16 protein-coding genes are annotated in these 18,606 nt (G+C 63.9%); 13 read left to right on the top strand and 3 right to left on the bottom strand.

The genetic code is table 11. The features are described 5' to 3' along the window. Positions 1 to 93: 93 nt before the first annotated feature. Both ABB29_RS08385 and ABB29_RS08380 read left to right on the top strand, forming a co-directional pair. Positions 94 to 756, top strand: coding sequence for a cupin domain-containing protein (locus tag ABB29_RS08385; protein ID WP_245622581.1), 663 nt, complete (start codon positions 94 to 96; stop codon positions 754 to 756). 80 nt (positions 757 to 836) lie between these two features. Beyond that, positions 837 to 2,339: an aldehyde dehydrogenase gene (locus tag ABB29_RS08380; RefSeq protein WP_057658178.1), complete on the top strand. Its 1,503-nt coding sequence runs from the start codon at positions 837 to 839 to the stop codon at positions 2,337 to 2,339. Positions 2,340 to 2,415: 76 nt separating this feature from the next. On the opposite strand, the gene ABB29_RS08375 is transcribed toward ABB29_RS08380, so the two are convergent. Next, positions 2,416 to 2,973, bottom strand: coding sequence for an isochorismatase family protein (locus tag ABB29_RS08375; protein ID WP_057658177.1), 558 nt, complete (start codon positions 2,971 to 2,973; stop codon positions 2,416 to 2,418). A 186-nt stretch (positions 2,974 to 3,159) separates the two neighbouring features. Between ABB29_RS08375 and ABB29_RS08370 the strand changes: the two genes are divergently transcribed. Beyond that, positions 3,160 to 4,446, top strand: coding sequence for an MFS transporter (locus tag ABB29_RS08370; RefSeq protein ID WP_157062571.1), 1,287 nt, complete (start codon positions 3,160 to 3,162; stop codon positions 4,444 to 4,446). An 18-nt stretch (positions 4,447 to 4,464) separates the two neighbouring features. Here the strand turns inward: ABB29_RS08370 and ABB29_RS08365 are convergent, their stop codons facing one another. Together ABB29_RS08365 and ABB29_RS08360 are read right to left on the bottom strand one after the other, a co-directional pair. After that, complete coding sequence (locus tag ABB29_RS08365) at positions 4,465 to 5,754, bottom strand: NAD(P)/FAD-dependent oxidoreductase (RefSeq protein ID WP_057658175.1); 1,290 nt, start codon at positions 5,752 to 5,754, stop codon at positions 4,465 to 4,467. After that, entirely contained in the window at positions 5,751 to 7,145 is a 1,395-nt protein-coding gene (locus ABB29_RS08360; RefSeq protein ID WP_425414745.1) for a glutamine synthetase family protein, read from the bottom strand. Before ABB29_RS08360 ends, ABB29_RS08365 begins: the two co-directional genes overlap by 4 nt. A 337-nt stretch (positions 7,146 to 7,482) precedes the next feature. Between ABB29_RS08360 and ABB29_RS08355 the strand changes: the two genes are divergently transcribed. From ABB29_RS08355 to ABB29_RS08310, 10 genes are all read left to right on the top strand, one after another. Beyond that, positions 7,483 to 8,250: a gamma-glutamyl-gamma-aminobutyrate hydrolase family protein gene (locus tag ABB29_RS08355; protein ID WP_057658173.1), complete on the top strand. Its 768-nt coding sequence runs from the start codon at positions 7,483 to 7,485 to the stop codon at positions 8,248 to 8,250. Continuing rightward, positions 8,247 to 9,632 (top strand): glutamine synthetase family protein, encoded by a 1,386-nt coding sequence (locus ABB29_RS08350; protein ID WP_057658172.1) that lies wholly within the window; start codon positions 8,247 to 8,249, stop codon positions 9,630 to 9,632. The genes ABB29_RS08355 and ABB29_RS08350 overlap by 4 nt, the downstream gene beginning before the upstream one ends. 30 nt (positions 9,633 to 9,662) lie before the next feature. Beyond that, entirely contained in the window at positions 9,663 to 10,064 is a 402-nt protein-coding gene (locus ABB29_RS08345) for a tautomerase family protein (RefSeq protein WP_057658171.1), read from the top strand. 136 nt (positions 10,065 to 10,200) lie between these two features. Next, positions 10,201 to 11,565 (top strand): aspartate aminotransferase family protein, encoded by a 1,365-nt coding sequence (locus ABB29_RS08340; protein WP_057658170.1) that lies wholly within the window; start codon positions 10,201 to 10,203, stop codon positions 11,563 to 11,565. A gap of 112 nt (positions 11,566 to 11,677) precedes the next feature. After that, positions 11,678 to 12,790 (top strand): polyamine ABC transporter substrate-binding protein, encoded by a 1,113-nt coding sequence (locus tag ABB29_RS08335; RefSeq protein ID WP_057658231.1) that lies wholly within the window; start codon positions 11,678 to 11,680, stop codon positions 12,788 to 12,790. 89 nt (positions 12,791 to 12,879) lie between these two features. Then, positions 12,880 to 14,007 carry a polyamine ABC transporter substrate-binding protein gene (locus ABB29_RS08330; protein WP_057658230.1) on the top strand — a complete coding sequence of 376 codons (1,128 nt, stop codon included), beginning with the start codon at positions 12,880 to 12,882 and terminating at the stop codon, positions 14,005 to 14,007. 68 nt (positions 14,008 to 14,075) lie between these two features. Then, on the top strand, positions 14,076 to 15,221 hold the full coding sequence (locus ABB29_RS08325; RefSeq protein ID WP_083487694.1) for an ABC transporter ATP-binding protein: 1,146 nt from the start codon (positions 14,076 to 14,078) through the stop codon (positions 15,219 to 15,221). Further along, on the top strand, positions 15,218 to 16,153 hold the full coding sequence (locus ABB29_RS08320) for an ABC transporter permease subunit (protein WP_083487684.1): 936 nt from the start codon (positions 15,218 to 15,220) through the stop codon (positions 16,151 to 16,153). The genes ABB29_RS08325 and ABB29_RS08320 overlap by 4 nt, the downstream gene beginning before the upstream one ends. Next, complete coding sequence (locus ABB29_RS08315; RefSeq protein WP_057658168.1) at positions 16,150 to 16,989, top strand: ABC transporter permease subunit; 840 nt, start codon at positions 16,150 to 16,152, stop codon at positions 16,987 to 16,989. Before ABB29_RS08320 ends, ABB29_RS08315 begins: the two co-directional genes overlap by 4 nt. Before the next feature lie 95 nt (positions 16,990 to 17,084). Next, positions 17,085 to 18,446, top strand: a complete 1,362-nt coding sequence (locus ABB29_RS08310; protein WP_057658167.1) for an NAD-dependent succinate-semialdehyde dehydrogenase — start codon at positions 17,085 to 17,087, stop codon at positions 18,444 to 18,446. Positions 18,447 to 18,606: the final 160 nt, after the last annotated feature.

The raw sequence follows: 18,606 nt of genomic DNA, 5'->3' as shown, positions 1-18,606 counted from the left end.
GGCGGACACGGATGTTGCCGGCAGCTTATCGCGTTGAAAAAACTTTACAACTGGCCATGGGCATGCCCATCCGGATGCCGGGTGGTGGCGGTCATGAGCGTGTCAAATGAACAGTTATCGGCGCGTAACGCGCGGTCGCGCAAATTGACCCGTCGCCGCATCGGTGTAAAGTATCCGGCAATATTCACTGAGCCCGGCGATGTCGCGATGGATATAGGTGCCCGCCTGCAGCTGGTCCGCAAAACCAGGGGCCTGAGCCAGCGCGAGCTGGCCAAGCGGGTCGGCGTGACCAACAGCACCATCTCCCTGATCGAGCAGAACAAGGTCAGCCCGTCGGTCAGCTCGCTGAAGAAAGTGCTCGATGGCATCCCGGTGTCGCTGGCCGATTTCTTCACCCAGGATCTCGACATCGGCCTGCCGGACAACCCGTTCTACTCGGCCGATGAGTTGCCCGACGTCGGCAACAATGACATCCACTATTTCCTGGTTGGCCAGCATCGACCGCAGCGGCAGATGTGCATCCTGCGCGAAGTCATGCCGCCGGGCAGTGACACCGGCGAAAGCATGCTGGTACATGCCGGCGAGGAAGGCGGAGTGGTCATCGCCGGCCAGGTCGAGGTCACCGTAGGCGATCAGGTGCGGGTGTTGCAGGCCGGTGAAGCCTACTATTTCGAAAGCCAGGTGCCGCATCGTTTCCGCAATGTCGGCGAGCAGGAAGCGGTGATTTTCAGTGCCAATACGCCCGCGACTTTCTGAGGCGCGGCAACGCCTTGTTGATCTCTGCCGTGGTCGAAGCCGACATCCGCTTCCACCGCCCCCAATGACAGGACTTGAGCATGAACGCAGCGCATACCCGTGACAGTTGGCAGGCCCTGGCCGATGCCCTGACGCCCCGCACCCAGGCCTTCATCGATGGCCGCTATGTGGATGCGATCAGTGGTGCCGGCTTCGACTGCATCAGCCCGATTGACGGCAGGCTGCTGGGCACGGTGGCGCAATGCGATGGCCGCGACATCGACCGCGCGGTGCTCGCCGCGCGCCGCAGTTTCGACAGCGGCGCCTGGTCGGCGGCCAAACCGAGCCATCGCAAGAAAGTGTTGCTGGCGTTTGCCGCGCTGCTGGAGACCCATGCCGACGAACTGGCATTGCTGGAATCGCTGGACATGGGCAAACCGGTCAGTGATGCGCGCAACGTCGATGTTGCCGCCAGCGTGCGCTGCTTCCGCTGGACCGCCGAGGCACTGGACAAGGTCTACGGCGAAATCGCGCCGACCGGCAACAACGAACTGGGCATGATCACGCGCGAACCGCTGGGTGTGGTGGCGGCGATCGTGCCGTGGAATTTCCCGCTGTTGATGGCTTCGTGGAAGCTGGCGCCGGCGCTGGCGATGGGCAACTCGGTGGTGCTGAAGCCGTCGGAGAAATCACCGTTGAGCGCGATCCGCATCGCCGAACTGGCGATCCAGGCCGGTTTGCCCGAAGGCGTCTTGAACGTAGTGCCGGGCTTCGGCAAGGAGGCCGGCGAGCCGCTGGCGCTGCACATGGATGTCGATGGACTGGTGTTCACCGGCTCGACCGCGGTCGGTCGCCGGCTGCTGCAATGCGCCGGTCTGTCGAACATGAAACGCGCTTACATGGAATGTGGCGGCAAGAGTCCGAACCTGGTCTTCGCCGACGCCCCGGACCTGGACAAGGCCGCCGAAGCCGCGGCCAGTGGCATCTTCTACAACCAGGGGGAAGTCTGCACCGCTGCCTCGCGGCTGCTGGTTGAGCGCTCGATCAAGGATGAGTTCGTTGCCTGCGTGGTCGAGGCCGGACGCAGGCTGCAGCCTCATCATCCGCTGGAACCGGGCGCGCCGATGGGGGCGATGGTCGATGAAATGCAGACCACGCGCGTGCTCGGTTATATCGAGCAGGGCGTGGCCGAAGGCGCGCAACTGCTGCTCGGCGGCAAGCGTGCACAGGTACAGGAGGGCGGCTGCTACATCGAACCGACGGTGTTCGATGGCGTCGCCCATGAACACATCATCGCCCGCGAGGAAATCTTCGGGCCGGTGCTGTCGGTCATCGGGTTCGATGACGAAGAACACGCCTTGCGGATGGCCAATGACAGCGAGTACGGATTGGCCGCCGGGGTCTGGACGCGTGACATCAGCCGCGCCCACCGGGTTGCGCGCAGGCTGCGCGCCGGCAGTGTCTGGGTCAATTACTGGGACGGTGGTGACATGACCGCACCGTTTGGCGGTTACAAACAATCCGGCAACGGACGCGACAAGTCGCTGCACGCCTTCGACAAGTACACCGAGGTCAAGGCGACCTGGATCAATCTGGGCGATTGAGCAGAGCGCGGATGCCGGCAATGGCGTCGTCGCCACCATTGCACGCGGCAGCAGGCATCAGATTCAATCCGGTCGATCAACGCCGGTCCAGCAGCGCTATGATCTCGTCGCTGCTGGCGCGCTCGCCGAGCCGCGGGAATATCCGCTCGATGCTGTTGTCATGCGCATCGGCGCGGGTATCGGTCATCGCATCGGTGGCCAGGACCACGTTGAAGCCCAGTTCGTAGGCCTGGCGGGCGGTGGACTCGACTCCGATGCTGGTGGAAACGCCGGCGATGACGGTCTGGGTGACATCAAGCTGGCGCAGCCGTGTTGCCAGATCGCCGTGGGTGAAGGCGCCCCACACCTGTTTGCTGATCAGGATGTCGGTGGGCTGCGGCCGCAGTTCGGCGACCAGCTGCGACCAGTCGGCGGGACGTTCGCCGGCCATGCCTCTGGATTCAACGCGGCCCGGCGCGCCACCGGTCACGTTGACCAGGACAACCGGTAGACCACGTTGGCGGAACGCCTCCGCCAGTCGGGCGGCATGCTGGACGATGACATCGGTGGGATGCACGGTCGGCTGGTTGACGATGCCCTGCTGCAGATCGATGCAGATCAACGCGGGTCGGGGATCCAGTCGGGTCAATGGCATGAGATGGCTCCTGTAACCTGGGTCGGACGATGACGATGGGCGGCCCGGGCAGGGCACGGCCAACGCCAGCATGACAGCAGCGGTGTTGCCGGCGTGTATTGGCAACCCCCATCCACGGCCACGATGATTTCGCCGCGCGGCGGCTTATCTGCCAGAATCCGGCGGTCAGCCCGCGATGGAAGTCCAATGCCAGAGACCGTGATGCCCGGCGCCGCCCGCGCCACCAACTCGCCTGCGCGGGTACTGTTTGCCAGCCTGATCGGCACCACCATCGAGTTCTTCGATTTCTACATCTACGCCACCGCGGCGGTACTGGTGTTCCCTAGCCTGTTCTTCCCCTCCGCGGACCCGGCATCGGCGACCCTGCAGTCACTGGCGACGTTTGCGCTGGCGTTCTTCGCCAGGCCGATAGGCTCGGCGCTGTTTGGCCATTACGGCGATCGCATCGGCCGCAAGGCCACGCTGGTGGCGGCATTGTTGACGATGGGCCTGTCGACGGTGGCGATTGGCCTGCTGCCGACCTATGCCAGCATCGGCGTGGCGGCTCCGGCCTTGCTGGCACTGTGCCGGTTCGGCCAGGGCCTGGGGCTGGGTGGCGAATGGGGTGGCGCGGTGTTGCTGGCGACCGAGAACGCGCCGCCCGGCAAGCGCGCCTGGTACGGGATGTTCCCGCAGTTGGGCGCGCCGATCGGGTTCCTGTGTTCGACCGGCATTTTCCTGTTGCTGAGCGAAGTGCTGACTGATGCGCAGTTCATCGGCTGGGGCTGGCGGATTCCGTTCCTGGCCAGCGCGGCGCTGGTGTTCGTTGGTTTGTGGGTGCGCTTGCGGATCACCGAGACACCGGACTTCCAGAAGACGCTGGACAGCGACCAGCGCGTGCGCCTGCCGATGTGGACGGTGCTCAGCCATTATCCGGGCCAGCTGCTGGCGGGCACCTTCATGGTGCTGGCGACATTCGTGCTGTTCTACCTGATGACCGTGTTCTCGCTGAGCTGGGGCACCGCGCAACTGGGCTACAGCCGCGAGCAGTTCCTGTTGCTGCAGATGGTCGGTGTGTTGTTCTTCGCCGTGTGCATCCCGTTGTCGACGCTGTTCGCCGATCGTCATGGCCGGCGCCTGGCGATGGTGATCGCGAGTGTGCTGATCTTCGTGTTCGGGCTGTTCTATGCGCGCCTGTTCACCGCCGGTGCGGCCTGGCAGGTGCTGCTGTTCCTGTCGCTGGGGCTGGCGGCGATGGGCCTGACCTATGGGCCATGCGGCACCTTGCTGGCGGAGTTGTTCCCGACCGAGGTGCGCTACACCGGCGCCTCGCTGGCATTCAATCTGGCCGGTATTTTCGGTGCCTCGCTGGCCCCGTACATCGCTACCTGGCTGGCTGGCCATTACGGTCTGGCCTACGTTGGTTATTACCTGTGCGTGGCGGCGGCACTGACCTTGCTGGCGTTGGCATGGATGCCGCGGCAACGTGGCTGAGCGTCGCCGGCCGACAGCTCACCAGAGCGCGTCACGCAGCTTGTACCAGGCCATCGCCGCGACCAGCAGCGGGGTGCGCAGGGCGCGGCCGCCGGGGAAGCTGGCGTGCCCGATCCTGGCGAACGCGTCCAGCCGTTCGGACTGGCCACGGATGGCCTCGGCGATGAAGCGCCCGGCCATGCCGGTGGCGGCAACGCCGTGGCCGGAAAATCCCTGCGCGAAATACAGGTTGTCACCCAGCCGTCCGAAGTGCGGCGCGCGGTTGCGCGAGATGTCGATCAGGCCACCCCACAGGTAGTCCATGCGGACATCGGCCAGTTGCGGGAACACCCGCCGCATGCGCCGGGTCATGGTCGCGCGCAGGCTCGGCGGCGGCAGCGTCGAATAGCTGGCGCGGCCACCGAACAGCAAGCGGTGATCTTGGCTGAGGCGGAAATAATCCAGCGCCCAGTTGGTATCCGCCACCGCCATGTCATTGCCGATCAGTGCGCTGGCCCGCTCGGCACCCAGTACTTCAGTCGCGGCGATGTAGGTGCCGACCGGCATGATCCGCGATTCCAGTTCGGGGGCGATGCCGCGCAGCAGCGCGTTGCCGGCGAGGATGCCGGACTGGCACCGCACCTGGCCAGCGCGGGTGTGCATGATCGGTTGTGCGCCGCGATCAACACGGGTGACAGCCGATTGCTCATGGATGACCACGCCCGCCGCCAGGCAGGCGCGGGCCAGGCCGAGTACATAGGCCAGCGGATGCAAATGGCCGCTGTGCGGATCGTACAACGCACCGAGGTAGCGGTCGCTGGCAAGCTGCCCGCGCAGTTGTTCGCGGCTCCACCATTGCACCGGATACTGGTAACGTTCGCTCATGTGGCGGGCGGCGGCCTGCCATTCGCTGACCTGGCGCGGTTTGATCGGGGTCGAGGCGTGGCCATCGCGCCAGTGGCAATCAATCCGGTGGCGTTCGATGCGCTGGCGCAGCCAGTGCACGCCCTCGCGCGAGTAGTCGAACAATCTGCGCGCATCGTCGAAGCCGATCAGTGACTCCAGCGCCGCTTCGCCGCAGCTGTAACCGGCGATGACCTGGCCACCGTTGCGACCGGAGGCACCCCAGCCGATCCGCGCTGCTTCCAGCACCACCACCCGGTAACCGGCCTCGGCCAGCTCCAGCGCCGCCGACAGACCGGTGTAACCGGCGCCGAGGATGCAGACGTCGGCCTCGGCACTGCCCTGCAATGCCGGCTGCAACGGCAGTAACGGCGTGCTGGCGGCGTACCAGCTGGGTGGATAGGACGAAGTGGCCGATGAGCTCATACGCTGCGCAGGTACCAGTCGTATTCCAGATCACTGACGTGGCTTTCGAAGCGGCGCATTTCGGCCAGTTTCTGTTGCCCGAACACATGCTGGAAGCTCGCCCCAAACTGCTCGTTGATCCAGTTGCTGGCGAGGAAGTCATCGATCGCCTGGCGCCAGTAGGGAGTGTGGATATCGGTCTGCTCGTAGGCGTTGCCGACGACGGGTGGGCCCGGCTCGCGTTGCCGTTCGATACCGTCGAGCATGCCGGCCAGCACTGCCGCGGTCACCAGGTAGATGTTGGCATCGGCACCGGCGATGCGGTGTTCGATGCGGGTGTTGGCCGGGTCGCTGTGCGGGATGCGCAGGGCGACCGTGCGGTTGTTGTAACCCCAGCAGTCGTTCAACGGCACGAACGCATTGAGCACGAAGCGACGATAGCTGTTGGCATGGGGTGCGAACAGCAGCAGGCAGTCTTTGGCGTTGTGTTGCAGGCCACCGATGGCATGGCGCAGCGCGGCCGTGGGCTGGTTCACCGGGGAAGCAAACACGTTGTTGCCATCGCCGTCGAGCACGCTGACATGGATATGCATGCCACTGCCGGCCTGATCGACCAGCGGCTTGGCCATGAAACTGGCCTGCACGCCCTGCTGCTGCGCCACCGCCTTGATCGCGCGCTTCAGGTATACCGCGTCATCGCAGGCACGCAGCGCGTCGTCGCGATGCTTGAGGTTGATTTCGAACTGGCCCGGCGCGTATTCGGCGACCGCGGTGTCGGCCGGTATTGATTGCGCCTGGCAGGCGCCGGCGACCGCATCGGTGAAGCCGCGATAATCGTTGAGGTCTTCGATGTAATAGACCTGGGTACTGGTGTTGCGTGCGCCGGTGACCGGATTGAGCGAACTGCGCGGCCGGCCGTGCTGGTCACAGCGCTGGTCGAACAGGTAGAACTCCAGCTCGACCGCGACCACCGGCGTCAGCCCGCGTTGTGCGTAGCGTGCCAGCACCGCGCCCAGCACCTCGCGCGGATTGGCGGCAAACAGGCCGCCGGCACCGTCTTCCATCGTCAGCAGCAACTGCGCCATCGGCCGCGGCGACCACGGCACCGGTCGCAGCGAGCCGGGCAGTGGCCGGCAGATCCGATCCTCGTCACCGATGTCATAACCGAGGCCGGTTTCTTCCACCGTGTTGCCGGTGATGTCGGTGCCGATCAGCGACATCGGCAGGCATACGCCGTCGCGGTAGATCTTCTCCAGCGCGCTGCGATCGATGCGCTTGCCGCGCAGCAGGCCATTCATGTCCGGCAGCAGCAGATCGACGGCCTCGCAGGCGGGCATGGCCTGGAGGGTCGCCAGATCCGTGGCCGACATGCCGGGCGCGGATGGAGTGGCAGTGGAGCGGGGCTGGTTCATGGGTTAGCCAACAGGAGACAGGAGCGGAGAGCGTGTCATGGTCATTTGCCTGAGTGCAAAGCCGTGGTCATGGGGGTGAAGCAGAGCGCCTGTATCGTGTCTGCCGCGGCCGGTGTCGCGGTGGTCGCCAGGCCAGCACATGGCGGATGACACGCTCTCCCAGTGGCCGGATTTTGTCAAGAATACTCAACGCGAATGGTGCTGGAACACTGCCAATGACAAAGGTAAGCCGTTTAAAGCCCGGTTTTGGTGCTATCAGTCGCGGCCGCCGGATGCGTGTGTTGTAAAAATAAAACGGCCGGGTTAAGTTGGCCTGACACCTCTCCGAGCGTTCCGTATGGCCAGCCCAGCCCTGGTCGCGTTGCCCACCGACCGCAAGCAGATTGGCATGCACCCCTTCCTCGCGGTGGGCGAAAAGTATGTCCGCGCAGTGATCAACGGCGCCGGTTGCCTGCCGGTGTTGTTGCCGACGCTGGTGCCGTCGTTACCGCTGCGCGAATGGCTGGCCGGGGTCGATGGCATCGTCCTGACCGGTTCGGTCAGCAATATCGAGCCACATCATTACGGCGACGAAGTCTCATACGAAGGCAACCTGCACGACCCGGCACGCGATGCCACCACCTTGCCGCTGGTACGGCTTGCATTGGAACTTGAATTGCCGTTGCTGGCGCTGTGCCGCGGCTTCCAGGAGGTCAACGTCGCCCTGGGTGGCACGCTGTACCAGAAAGTCCAGGAGCAACCGGGCATGCTGGACCATCGCGAAGACACCTCGGCGCCGCTCGAGCAGCAGTACGGGCCGGCACATGTGGTGGATCTGGCCGCTGGCGGGCTGCTGGCCGGCCTGGCGGGTGTCAGCCAGGTGCGGGTCAACTCGCTGCACGGGCAAGGCGTGCGCACGCTGGGCGACGGTCTGCTGATCGAGGCGACCGCGGCCGACGGTCTGGTTGAAGCTTTCCGCCACGTGGGCCCGGGTTATCTGCTCGGCGTGCAGTGGCATCCCGAGTGGCGGGTCACCGAAAATCCGTTCTACCTGAGCATTTTCCAGTCGTTCGGCCAGGCCTGTCGTGAGCATGCCAGCCGACGCCAGCAGCGAGCAGTTCCATGAATCGACGAAAACAGCCAAGCAGCGTCATCAGCGTTGCCGACCCCTCCGAGAGTTCCCTGCGGCGCTGGCTGAAAGAGCGCCACATCACCGAGGTCGAATGCCTGGTGCCCGACATCACCGGCAACGCCCGCGGCAAGATCATCCCCGCCGACAAGTTCTCCCACGACTACGGCACCCGCCTGCCGGAAGGCATATTCGCCACCACCGTCACCGGCGATTATCCGGATGACTACTACGAACTGACCTCGCCGTCGGATTCGGACATGTTCCTGCGTCCGGATCCGGATACCGTGCGGATGGTGCCGTGGGCAGCCGATCCGACCGCGCAGATCATCCACGACTGTTTCACCAAGGACGGCGCGCCGCATGATCTGGCCCCGCGCAGCGTGTTGCGGCGGGTACTGGATGCCTATGCCGAGGCCGGACTGCGGCCGGTGGTGGCGCCTGAGGTGGAGTTCTTCCTGGTCCAGAAAAACACCGACCCGGACTTTCCACTGCAGCCGCCGGCCGGCCGTTCCGGTCGCCCGGAGACCGCGCGCCAGTCGTATTCGATCGACGCGGTCAACGAGTTCGATCCGATCCTCGACCTGATGTACGACTACAGCGAGGCGATGGAGCTGGACGTGGACACCTTGATCCATGAATCCGGCGCCGCCCAGCTGGAAGTCAACTTCGTTCATGCCGATGCGATGTCGCGTGCCGATCAGGTGTTCCTGTTCAAGCGCACCATGCGCGAGGCGGCGATGCGGCACGGCGTTTACGCCACTTTCCTGGCCAAGCCAATGGAAAACGAGCCCGGCAGCGCCATGCATATCCACCAGAGCGTGCTCAACGGCAAGGGCGAAAACATATTCAGCGGCGGCGACGGCAAGATCAGCGCGATGTTCGGTCATTACCTGGCCGGCCTGCAGAAGTACATGCCGATGGCGATGGCGCTGCTGGCGCCCAACGTCAATTCCTATCGCCGGCTGGCGCTGGGGCAGGTGGCACCGATCAACGTGCAGTGGGGCTACGACAACCGCACCTGTGGCCTGCGGGTGCCGATGGACACGGCGGAAAACACCCGCGTCGAGAGTCGCTTCGCCGGTTCCGACGCCAATCCCTACCTGGCGATGGCCGCGACCCTGGCCTGCGGCCTGCTGGGCATGCGCGAGAAGCTCAGCCCGACCCAGCCATTGACCACCAGCGCCCAGGATGTCGGCTTCGAGCTGCCGCGCTCGCTCGGCGATGCGCTGGACAAACTGGAAGTCTGCGAGCCGATCAAGGCGATGCTGGGACCGCGATTCATCCGCGCCTATGTATCGGTCAAGCGCAAGGAATATGAAACCTTTTTCCGCGTGATCAGCTCGTGGGAACGCGAGTTCCTGCTGTTGAATGTATGAGCCTGCCCGCCATCTCAAGGAGCACCAGACATGCCGTATCTTGATTTCCGCGTTTCCGCAAAGCCATCGCAGCAACAGGCAGAGCGCGTCGCCGGCATTCTCACGGAACTTACCGCCACCGTTCTGGGTAAAAAGCCCGAGCTGACCTCGGTGTCGATCCATGCGATGGAGGCTGGGCATTGGTACATCGGTGGCAACAGTCTCGCCAGTCAGTCACTGGTGACGTTCTATCTGGACATCAAGGTCACTGAAGGCACCAATACCAAGAATGAAAAAGCCGAGTACGTCCGCCGCGTGTTTGCCGCGGTGGCCGATATATTCGGCGCGCTGGCGCCAGCCAGTTACGTCGTGATTGATGAGGTTCATGCAGACGCCTGGGGCTACCAAGGGCAGACCCAGGAATATCGTTACATCCGCGGCAAGCCGTTGTGACAGCAGCATCATCCGGCTGAGCTGGCCGGCTCAGCCAGCTTGTTTCAGGCGATGGCGCGGCAACCGGCCGTGCATCGCTGATTCCTGCGAACAGATGTCGTGCCGGGAAGCACGGCCCTGCCTTTACGGAGATGACATGACAACCCTCGATACCCGCCACCTGCAGCAGCTCGATGCCGCCCACCACCTGCATCCGTTCAATGACAATGCCGCGCTGGCCAAGCGCGGCACCCGCATCCTGACCCGCGGCGAGGGCTGCTATGTCTGGGATGCCGACGGCAACCAGCTGCTGGATGCGTTTGCCGGCCTGTGGTGCGTCAACATCGGCTATGGCCGCAAGGAACTGGGCGTGGCCGCGGCCCGGCAGATGGAAACGCTGGCGTACTACAACAGTTTTTTCCAGTGCACCACCGAGCCGACCATCGCGCTGGCGGCCAAGCTGGCCGAGCTGGCGCCGGGCGACCTGAACCATGCTTTCTTCACCAATTCCGGCTCCGAAGCCAACGACACCATCCTGCGGCTGGTGCGGCACTTCTGGGCGGTGCAGGACCAGCCGCGGAAGAACATCTTCATCGGTCGCCATGACGGCTACCACGGCACCACCATGGCCGGTGCCAGCCTGGGCGGGATGAAAGGCATGCACCAGCAGGGCGGGCTGCCGATACCGGACATCCATCACATCGATCCGCCTTTCTGGTTCATCGACGGTGGCGATCTGTCGCCGGACGAATACGGGCTGGTCGCGGCGCGGCGGCTGGAAGACAAGATTCTGGAACTGGGCCCGGAGCGGGTGGCGGCCTTCATCGGCGAACCGATCATGGGCGCGATTGGTGTCTACATCCCGCCGATGACCTACTGGCCGGAGATTGAACGCATCTGCCGCAAGTACGACGTGCTGCTGGTCGCCGATGAAGTGATCTGCGGCTTCGGCCGTACCGGTGAGTGGTTCGGATCGCAGTACTTCGGTTTCCAGCCCGACGTGATGACCATCGCCAAAGGCATCACCTCCGGCTATATCCCGCTGGGGGCGGCGATGTTCAACGACCGCGTCGCCTGGGTGCTGAAAGAGCAGGGCGGTGAACTGGCGCACGGCTGTACCTATTCGGGGCATCCGGTCTGCGCGGCGGTGGCGCTGGAGAACATCCGCATCATGCAGGACGAGAAACTGGTCGAGACCTGCCGGCATGACACCGCCCCGTACCTGGCCGAGCGCTGGGCGCAGCTGGGCGAACACAAGCTGGTCGGCGAAGCGCGCATCGCCGGCATGATGGGCGCGCTCGAGCTGGTGCCGGACAAACGCCAGCGGCGGTTTTTCCGCGAGCGTGGCAGCGTCGGCGGGGTCTGCCGCGATCACGCGCTGGCACAGGGATTGATACTGCGGGCAACCTGGGACGCGATGTTGCTGTCACCACCGCTGATCATCAGCCGCGAGCAGATCGACATGCTGTTCGCACGCACCTGGAAAGCGCTGGACGCGACCGCCGCCGGGCTGGCGGCATGAGCCGCGCCGGCCCCCATCCATCGCAGATCCTCCGCGCCAGCCGCTGCCAGGGCAGCGGTGGCGGGGGTATCATGCGGACGAAACCCCCAATCCGGAGAATGAAATGAAGCGGCTGACACTGGTCCTGGCGGCAACGGTGTGCGCAGGCGTCCTCGGCGGATGCGCGGACAAGGGCGCGGATGGCAAGGCGGGTGCCGCCGCCGACGTGGTCAACGTCTACAACTGGTCCGACTACATCGCCGAAGACACCATCCCCGGCTTCGAGAAGGCGACCGGCATCAAGGTCACCTACGACGTGTTCGACAGCGATGAAATGGTCGAGACCAAGATGCTGGCCGGTTCCTCCGGCTACGACGTGGTGGTGCCTTCGCTGGCGTTCCTGGGCCGGCAGATCCAGGCCGGCGTGTTCCTGCCGCTGGACAAGAGCAAGATCCCCAACCTGAAGAACGTCGACCCGGCCATGCTCAAGCGCATCGCCGTGCAGGATCCGGGCAACCAGTACGCGGTGCCCTATATGTGGGGGACCACCGGCATCGGCTACAACGTCGACAAGATCAAGGCGATCTTCGGCAGCACCGATGTCACCAACAGCTGGGACCTGGTGTTCAAGCCCGAAAACGCGGCCAGGTTGAAGGATTGCGGTATCACCCTGCTGGACACCCCGACCGAGCTGATCCCGATCGCGCTCAACTATCTGGGCGAGGATCCGAACAGCTTCGACCCGGCGGTGATCGCCAAGGCCACCGCCTTGCTGACCGCCATCCGTCCGTATGTGCGCAATTTCCATTCGTCCTCGTACATCAACGACCTGGCCAATGGTGATCTGTGCCTGGCGGTTGGCTGGTCCGGTGATGTCATCCAGGCGCGTGACCGTGCTGCCGAGGCGGGCAACGGCGTCAACATCGGCTATTCGATCCCGCGCGAGGGCGCACCGCAGTGGTTCGACATGCTGGCCATCCCCAAGGATGCCAAGCACGTCGATCAGGCCTATGCCTTCATCAACTATCTGTTGACCCCGGAAGTGGCCGCGGCCAACACCAACTTCGTCACCTATCCCAACCCGATTCCGGCCTCCAAGCCGCTGGTCGACGAATCCATCCGCAACGATCCGACGATCTACCCGCCGGCCGATGTCGATGCCAAGCTCTTCATTTTCGCGATCCTGCCGCCGGAGGTGGCTCGCGAGTACACGCGCATCTGGACCGAACTCAAGACCGGTACCTGAGCAACACGCTGCTGGCCAGTCGGGGAGCAGGCACAGGAGCAACATGTCCACGCAGGATGCAGGGTGAAACTTCACAGGTGGAGAAGCTGATGAAACTACGATTCCTGGTGGCAGCCGCGGCGATTGCGGGATTGGCCGCGTGTGGCGACAGGGCCGCGACGGGGAGCGGCGCAGACAAGGCCACGGATACCAGCAAGGTAGTGAATGTCTACAACTGGTCGGACTACATCGCCGACGACAGCATCCCCAATTTCCAGAAGCAGACCGGCATCAAGGTCATCTACGACGTGTTCGACAGCAACGAGTTGCTGGAGACCAAGCTGCTGGCCGGTTCCAGCGGCTACGACATCGTGGTGCCGACCCTGAACTTCCTCGGCCGGCAGATCCAGGCCGGGGTATTCCTGCCGCTGGACAAGAGCAGGATTCCGAACTACGCCAACCTTGATCCGCAGATGATGGCGCGCATCGCCAGGCAGGATCCGGGCAACGAATATGCAATTCCTTACATGTGGGGCACCACCGGCATCGGTTACAACGTCGACAAGGTCAAGGCCGCATTCGGCAATACCGACATCGCCAACAGCCTGGATATCGTGTTCAAGCCGGAGAACATCGCCAAGCTGAAGGACTGCGGGGTGACGCTGCTGGATACACCTTCGGAACTGATCCCGATCACGCTCAACTATCTCGGCGAAGATCCCAACAGCACCGACCCGGCGGTGATCGAGAAGGCGGCAGTACTGCTGCGTTCGATCCGGCCGTACGTGCGCAACTTCCATTCCTCGCAGTACATCGATTCGCTGGCCAATGGTGACACCTGCCTGGTGGTCGGCTGGTCCGGCGACATCATCCAGGCCCGCGACCGCGCCGCCGAGGCGGGCAACGGCGTCAACATTGCCTACGCCATTCCGAAAGAGGGCGCGCCGCAGTGGTTCGACATGCTGGCCATCCCCAAGGATGCCAAGCACGTCGATGAAGCCTATGCGTTCATCAACTACCTGCTCGACCCGCAGGTGATGGCCAACAACTCCAACTTCATCAACTATCCCAACGCGGTGCCCAAGTCGATGCCGCTGATGGATGAGAGCATCACCGGTGATCCGACGGTGTATCCGCCGCCGGAGGTGGCCAGCAAGCTGTTTACGTTCGCCATCGTCCCGCCGGAAGTGGATCGCCTGTATACCCGTATCTGGACCGAACTCAAGACCGGCAAATGAAGCAATGCCCGGCGCCAGCCGGGCAGCGCCACCGCGGTGGCACCCACCTCAAGGAGACGACCGTGGCAATGGCCAACGCCAGACCGGACAAAGCAACCGTTGAGCGACCCGACGCCAAGGTCGCGGTGGAGGACTATCTCAGCATTGTCGACCTGCGCAAGGAGTTCGATGGCTTCGTCGCCGTCGACGATGTCAGCCTGAATATCCGCAAGGGGGAGATCTTCGCTCTGCTTGGTGGATCGGGCAGTGGCAAGTCGACCCTGCTGCGCTGCCTGGCCGGCTTCGAGCGGCCGACCAGGGGCAGCATCCGCCTGGATGGACAGCTGTTGAACGAGTTGCCGCCGTACGAGCGGCCGTTGAACATGATGTTCCAGTCCTATGCGCTGTTTCCGCACATGACGGTGGAACAGAACATCGCTTTCGGCCTCAAGCAGGACCGCCTTGGCAAGGATGCGATCAAGCTGCGGGTCGACGAGATGCTGGCGCTGGTGCAACTGGAGAAACTGGCACGGCGCAAACCGCATCAGCTGTCCGGCGGCCAGCAGCAGCGGGTCGCGCTGGCGCGTTCGCTGGCCAAGGATCCCAAGCTGTTGTTGCTGGACGAACCGATGGGCGCGCTGGACAAGAAACTGCGCTCGCAGATGCAGCTGGAACTGGTCAGCATCATCGAGAAGTCCGGCGTCACCTGCGTCATGGTCACCCACGACCAGGAAGAGGCGATGACCATGGCCACCCGCATCGCACTGATGGACCAGGGCTGGATCCGCCAGGTCGGCACCCCTGATGAAATATACGAGTCGCCGACCAGCCGCTTCGCCGCCCAGTTCATCGGTTCGGTCAACCTGCTGGAAGGACGAATCGAGGAAGACCAGGCCGAGTACATCACCATTGCCTCGCCGGCATTGGACAGGCCGATCTACATCGGTCACGGCGTCTCCGGGTACGAAGGCCAGGAAGTGGCGTTCGGGGTAAGACCGGAGAAGGTCCAGATCAGCAAGGAAGAACCGGCGCAGCCGCACAACAAGGCGCATGGCGAAATCGAGGACATCGCCTATTTCGGCAGCCATTCGGTGTTTCATGTGCGGCTCGATAGCGGCTTCATGATGCTGGCCAATTTCGCCAATCAGGAACGCTGGGCCAGCGAAGGCATGACCTGGGGCGACAAGGTCTGGCTGGCCTGGGGCGACAACGAAGGGGTGGTGCTGACCTCATGAACAGGCACTGGTGGAAAGCCTGCTTGCCCGGTCCGCGCTGGTCGCTGATCTCGGTGCCCTATCTGTGGCTGTTGGTGTTCTTCGCCATCCCGTTCCTGATCGTGCTGAAGATCTCGTTCGCCAAGCTGGCGATCGCGATGCCGCCGTATACGCCGATCCTGGAATACGTCGACGAAGCACTGACCCTGAAGCTCAACCTCGGCAACTACGCCTCGCTGTTCATGGATTCGCAGTACGGGCTGGCCTATCTGAGCTCGATCAAGATTGCCGGTATCTCGACCCTGCTGGCGTTGCTGATCGGCTATCCGATGGCCTATGTCATCGCCCGGCTGCCAGCGAGCACCCGCAACATCGCGATCATGCTGGTGATCCTGCCGTCGTGGACCTCGTTCCTGATTCGCATCTACGCCTGGATCGGCATCCTCAAGAGCAGCGGCATGGTCGGCTCGCTGCTGGAGAAGACCGGCATCATCAAGCTGCTCAACATGCTCGGCCTGATCGACGGCAACCAGATCCTGTACACCCCGCTGGCCGCCTACATCGGCATCGTCTATGCCTACCTGCCTTTCATGGTGCTGCCGCTGTACAGCAATCTGGTCAAGCATGATCACCGCCTGATCGAGGCCGCCTACGATCTGGGCGCACGGCCGTGGCAGGCGTTTTTCCGCATCACCGTGCCGTTGTCGCGCGCCGGCATCATCGCCGGCTGCATGCTGGTGATGATCCCGGCAGTCGGCGAGTTCGTGATCCCGGAACTGCTGGGCGGTCCGGATACTCTGATGATCGGACGGGTGTTGTGGAATGAGTTCTTCAACAACCGTGACTGGCCGGTGGCCTCGGCGGTCGCCATCGTCATGCTGATCCTGCTGATGGTGCCGATCCTGTTGTTCAACCGGGTCCAGCAGCGCGAGATGGAGGGCCGGCTGACATGAAGATGCCCGCACGCTGGTCGACCTGGCTGGTGCTGGGACTGGGATTCGCATTCCTGTACCTGCCAATCCTGATCCTGATGGTGTACTCGTTCAACGAGTCACGGCTGGCAACGGTCTGGGCCGGATTCTCGACCAAGTGGTATGGCGAGCTGTTCCGCGACCGGCAGATGCTGGGGGCGGCCTGGATCAGCCTGAAAGTGGCGTTCTGGACCGCCTGCGCGGCGGTGGTGCTGGGGACGATGGCGGCGCTGGTGATGACGCGGATGCGTCGATTCCCCGGCAAGACCCTGTTCGGTGCCCTGATCACTGCACCACTGGTGATGCCGGACGTGATCATCGGCTTGTCGATCCTGCTGATGTTCGTTTCGGTCGGCAGCATGTTCCATCTCGAGTCCAAGGGTGTGGTGGCGATCTGGATAGCCCACGTGACCTTCAGTCTGGCGTTCGTGACCGTGGTGATTTCCTCGCGGCTTTCGGAACTGGACAAGTCGCTGGAGGAAGCAGCGATGGATCTGGGCGCCAACCGGATCAAGGTGTTCTTCCTGATCACCCTGCCGATCATCGCACCGGCACTGGTCTCGGGCTGGTTGCTGGCCTTCACCCTGTCGCTGGATGACGTGGTGATCGCCAGCTTCGTCGCCGGCCCCAGCTCGACCACCTTGCCGATGAAAGTGTTCTCGTCGGTGCGGCTGGGCCTTAGCCCGAAGATAAACGCCTTGGCGACGCTGATGATCGTCGCGGTTTCGATGGTGGCACTGTTCGGATGGTGGCTGACCTACCGCGAGGAGCGCCAGCGCCAGCGCGACATCAAGCTGGCGCTGCAGCCGGACAAATAGTCCTCGCAGCCACATCGGCATCGCACCCGCTGGTGGCTGACGGCCTGCTAACGCGCGCCCGTGCAGACTGACCGCGGATTTCCGGAGAACGCACCATGAGTACCCGCATCATCAACCCCGCCAATGGACAGCTGGCGTATTCGATTGAACTGATGGACGCCGCCGCCATCGAAGCGGTGCTGGCGCAATCGCAACGGGCGTTCGCGCAATGGTCGGCACACAGCCTGCAACACCGCGGCCAATTGCTGCGCCAGGTCGGCCACGAGCTGCGTGAGCGCAAGCACGACATCCAGCGGATCATGACCACCGAAATGGGCAAGCTGCGCAAGGAAGCCATCGCCGAAATCGAGAAATGCGCCGGGGCGTGCGATTACTACGCCGACCATGCCGCCGAGTTGCTGGCCGACAAAGCCATCGCCACCGATGGCAGCCGCAGTTATGTGCGCTACGAGCCGATCGGCTGCGTGCTTGCGGTGATGCCATGGAATTTTCCGCTGTGGCAGGTGTTCCGCTTCCTGGCCCCGGCCTTGATGGCCGGCAACGTGGCGCTGCTCAAGCACGCCAGCAACGTGCCGCATTGCGCCGATGTCATCGCTGATGTGTTGCGCGAAGCTGGCCTGCCACCGGGCGTGCTGGGCGTGCTGCACATCGACAATGATCAGGCCGCCGAGGTCATCCGCGATCCGCGGGTGGCGGCGGTGACCCTGACCGGCAGCGAGCGAGCGGGCCGTTCGGTGGCTGCCAACGCTGGCCAGCAGTTGAAGAAGTCGGTGATGGAGCTCGGCGGCAGTGATGCCTTCATCGTGCTGGAAGATGCCGACCTGGACAGTACCGTCACCGCCGCGGTGGCATCGCGTTTCGGCAACGCCGGGCAGACCTGTATCGCGGCCAAGCGCTTCATCGTGGTCGAGGCGATCGCCGACGCCTTCATCGAACGTTTCGTCGCCGCCGCATCCAGGCTGCGCTTGGGTGATCCACAGGACGACGCCACCAGCCTTGCGCCGATGGCACGGCAGGATCTGCGCGACGAGTTGCACAGGCAGGTGCTGGCCAGCGTCGAGCAAGGCGCGGTGGTCCTGCTCGGTGGCCAGCCCGACAGCTCGCATGCCGGCTATCCAGCCACCATCCTCGACCGGGTGGTGCCGGGCATGCCGGCCTACGAAGAGGAATTGTTCGGCCCGGTGGCCAGTCTGTTGCGGGTGGCCGGTGAAGTGGAAGCGGTCAAGGTCGCCAACGATACCCGCTTCGGACTGGGTGGCAGCGTGTGGACGCGTGATGCCGCCCGTGGTGAGCGGATTGCCGGGCAGTTGCAGGTGGGCGCGGCCTTCGTCAACGCCATCGTCCGCAGCGATGTGCGGTTGCCGTTCGGTGGCGCCAAGCAGTCCGGCTTCGGCCGCGAGCTGGCCGAACACGGCATCCACGAATTCATGAACATCAAGTCGGTCTACGTCGCCTGAAAGTTCGGCCGGACCCGCCGCCGGCCGGTTGAATGCAGCGCAAGGCGGCATCGGCATGTGCGGCGATGGCAGGCGGAGCGGCGGCAAGCGTGCATGGCTGGAACAGATGGTGTCGTCCAGCGCGCTTCTGTTAATACGCCGCCGGTGCCATCTTTGCGGC

Source organism: Pseudoxanthomonas dokdonensis (genome assembly GCF_001431405.1).
In the GTDB taxonomy this organism is placed as follows: Bacteria; Pseudomonadota; Gammaproteobacteria; order Xanthomonadales; family Xanthomonadaceae; genus Pseudoxanthomonas_A; species Pseudoxanthomonas_A dokdonensis.
The sequence above is the reverse complement of the archived record's forward strand: the minus strand, read 5'-3'. Positions and strand labels throughout refer to the sequence as shown.

What these genes read in the sequence shown, in the direction of transcription:
- ABB29_RS08385 (WP_245622581.1), top strand. Translation starts at nt 94, where the DNA reads ATGAGCGTGTCAAATGAACAGTTATCGGCGCGTAACGCGCGGTCGCGC.
- ABB29_RS08380 (WP_057658178.1), top strand. Translation starts at nt 837, where the DNA reads ATGAACGCAGCGCATACCCGTGACAGTTGGCAGGCCCTGGCCGATGCC.
- ABB29_RS08375 (WP_057658177.1), bottom strand. Translation starts at nt 2,973, where the DNA reads ATGCCATTGACCCGACTGGATCCCCGACCCGCGTTGATCTGCATCGAT.
- ABB29_RS08370 (WP_157062571.1), top strand. Translation starts at nt 3,160, where the DNA reads ATGCCAGAGACCGTGATGCCCGGCGCCGCCCGCGCCACCAACTCGCCT.
- ABB29_RS08365 (WP_057658175.1), bottom strand. Translation starts at nt 5,754, where the DNA reads ATGAGCTCATCGGCCACTTCGTCCTATCCACCCAGCTGGTACGCCGCC.
- ABB29_RS08360 (WP_425414745.1), bottom strand. Translation starts at nt 7,145, where the DNA reads ATGAACCAGCCCCGCTCCACTGCCACTCCATCCGCGCCCGGCATGTCG.
- ABB29_RS08355 (WP_057658173.1), top strand. Translation starts at nt 7,483, where the DNA reads ATGGCCAGCCCAGCCCTGGTCGCGTTGCCCACCGACCGCAAGCAGATT.
- ABB29_RS08350 (WP_057658172.1), top strand. Translation starts at nt 8,247, where the DNA reads ATGAATCGACGAAAACAGCCAAGCAGCGTCATCAGCGTTGCCGACCCC.
- ABB29_RS08345 (WP_057658171.1), top strand. Translation starts at nt 9,663, where the DNA reads ATGCCGTATCTTGATTTCCGCGTTTCCGCAAAGCCATCGCAGCAACAG.
- ABB29_RS08340 (WP_057658170.1), top strand. Translation starts at nt 10,201, where the DNA reads ATGACAACCCTCGATACCCGCCACCTGCAGCAGCTCGATGCCGCCCAC.
- ABB29_RS08330 (WP_057658230.1), top strand. Translation starts at nt 12,880, where the DNA reads ATGAAACTACGATTCCTGGTGGCAGCCGCGGCGATTGCGGGATTGGCC.
- ABB29_RS08325 (WP_083487694.1), top strand. Translation starts at nt 14,076, where the DNA reads ATGGCCAACGCCAGACCGGACAAAGCAACCGTTGAGCGACCCGACGCC.
- ABB29_RS08320 (WP_083487684.1), top strand. Translation starts at nt 15,218, where the DNA reads ATGAACAGGCACTGGTGGAAAGCCTGCTTGCCCGGTCCGCGCTGGTCG.
- ABB29_RS08315 (WP_057658168.1), top strand. Translation starts at nt 16,150, where the DNA reads ATGAAGATGCCCGCACGCTGGTCGACCTGGCTGGTGCTGGGACTGGGA.
- ABB29_RS08310 (WP_057658167.1), top strand. Translation starts at nt 17,085, where the DNA reads ATGAGTACCCGCATCATCAACCCCGCCAATGGACAGCTGGCGTATTCG.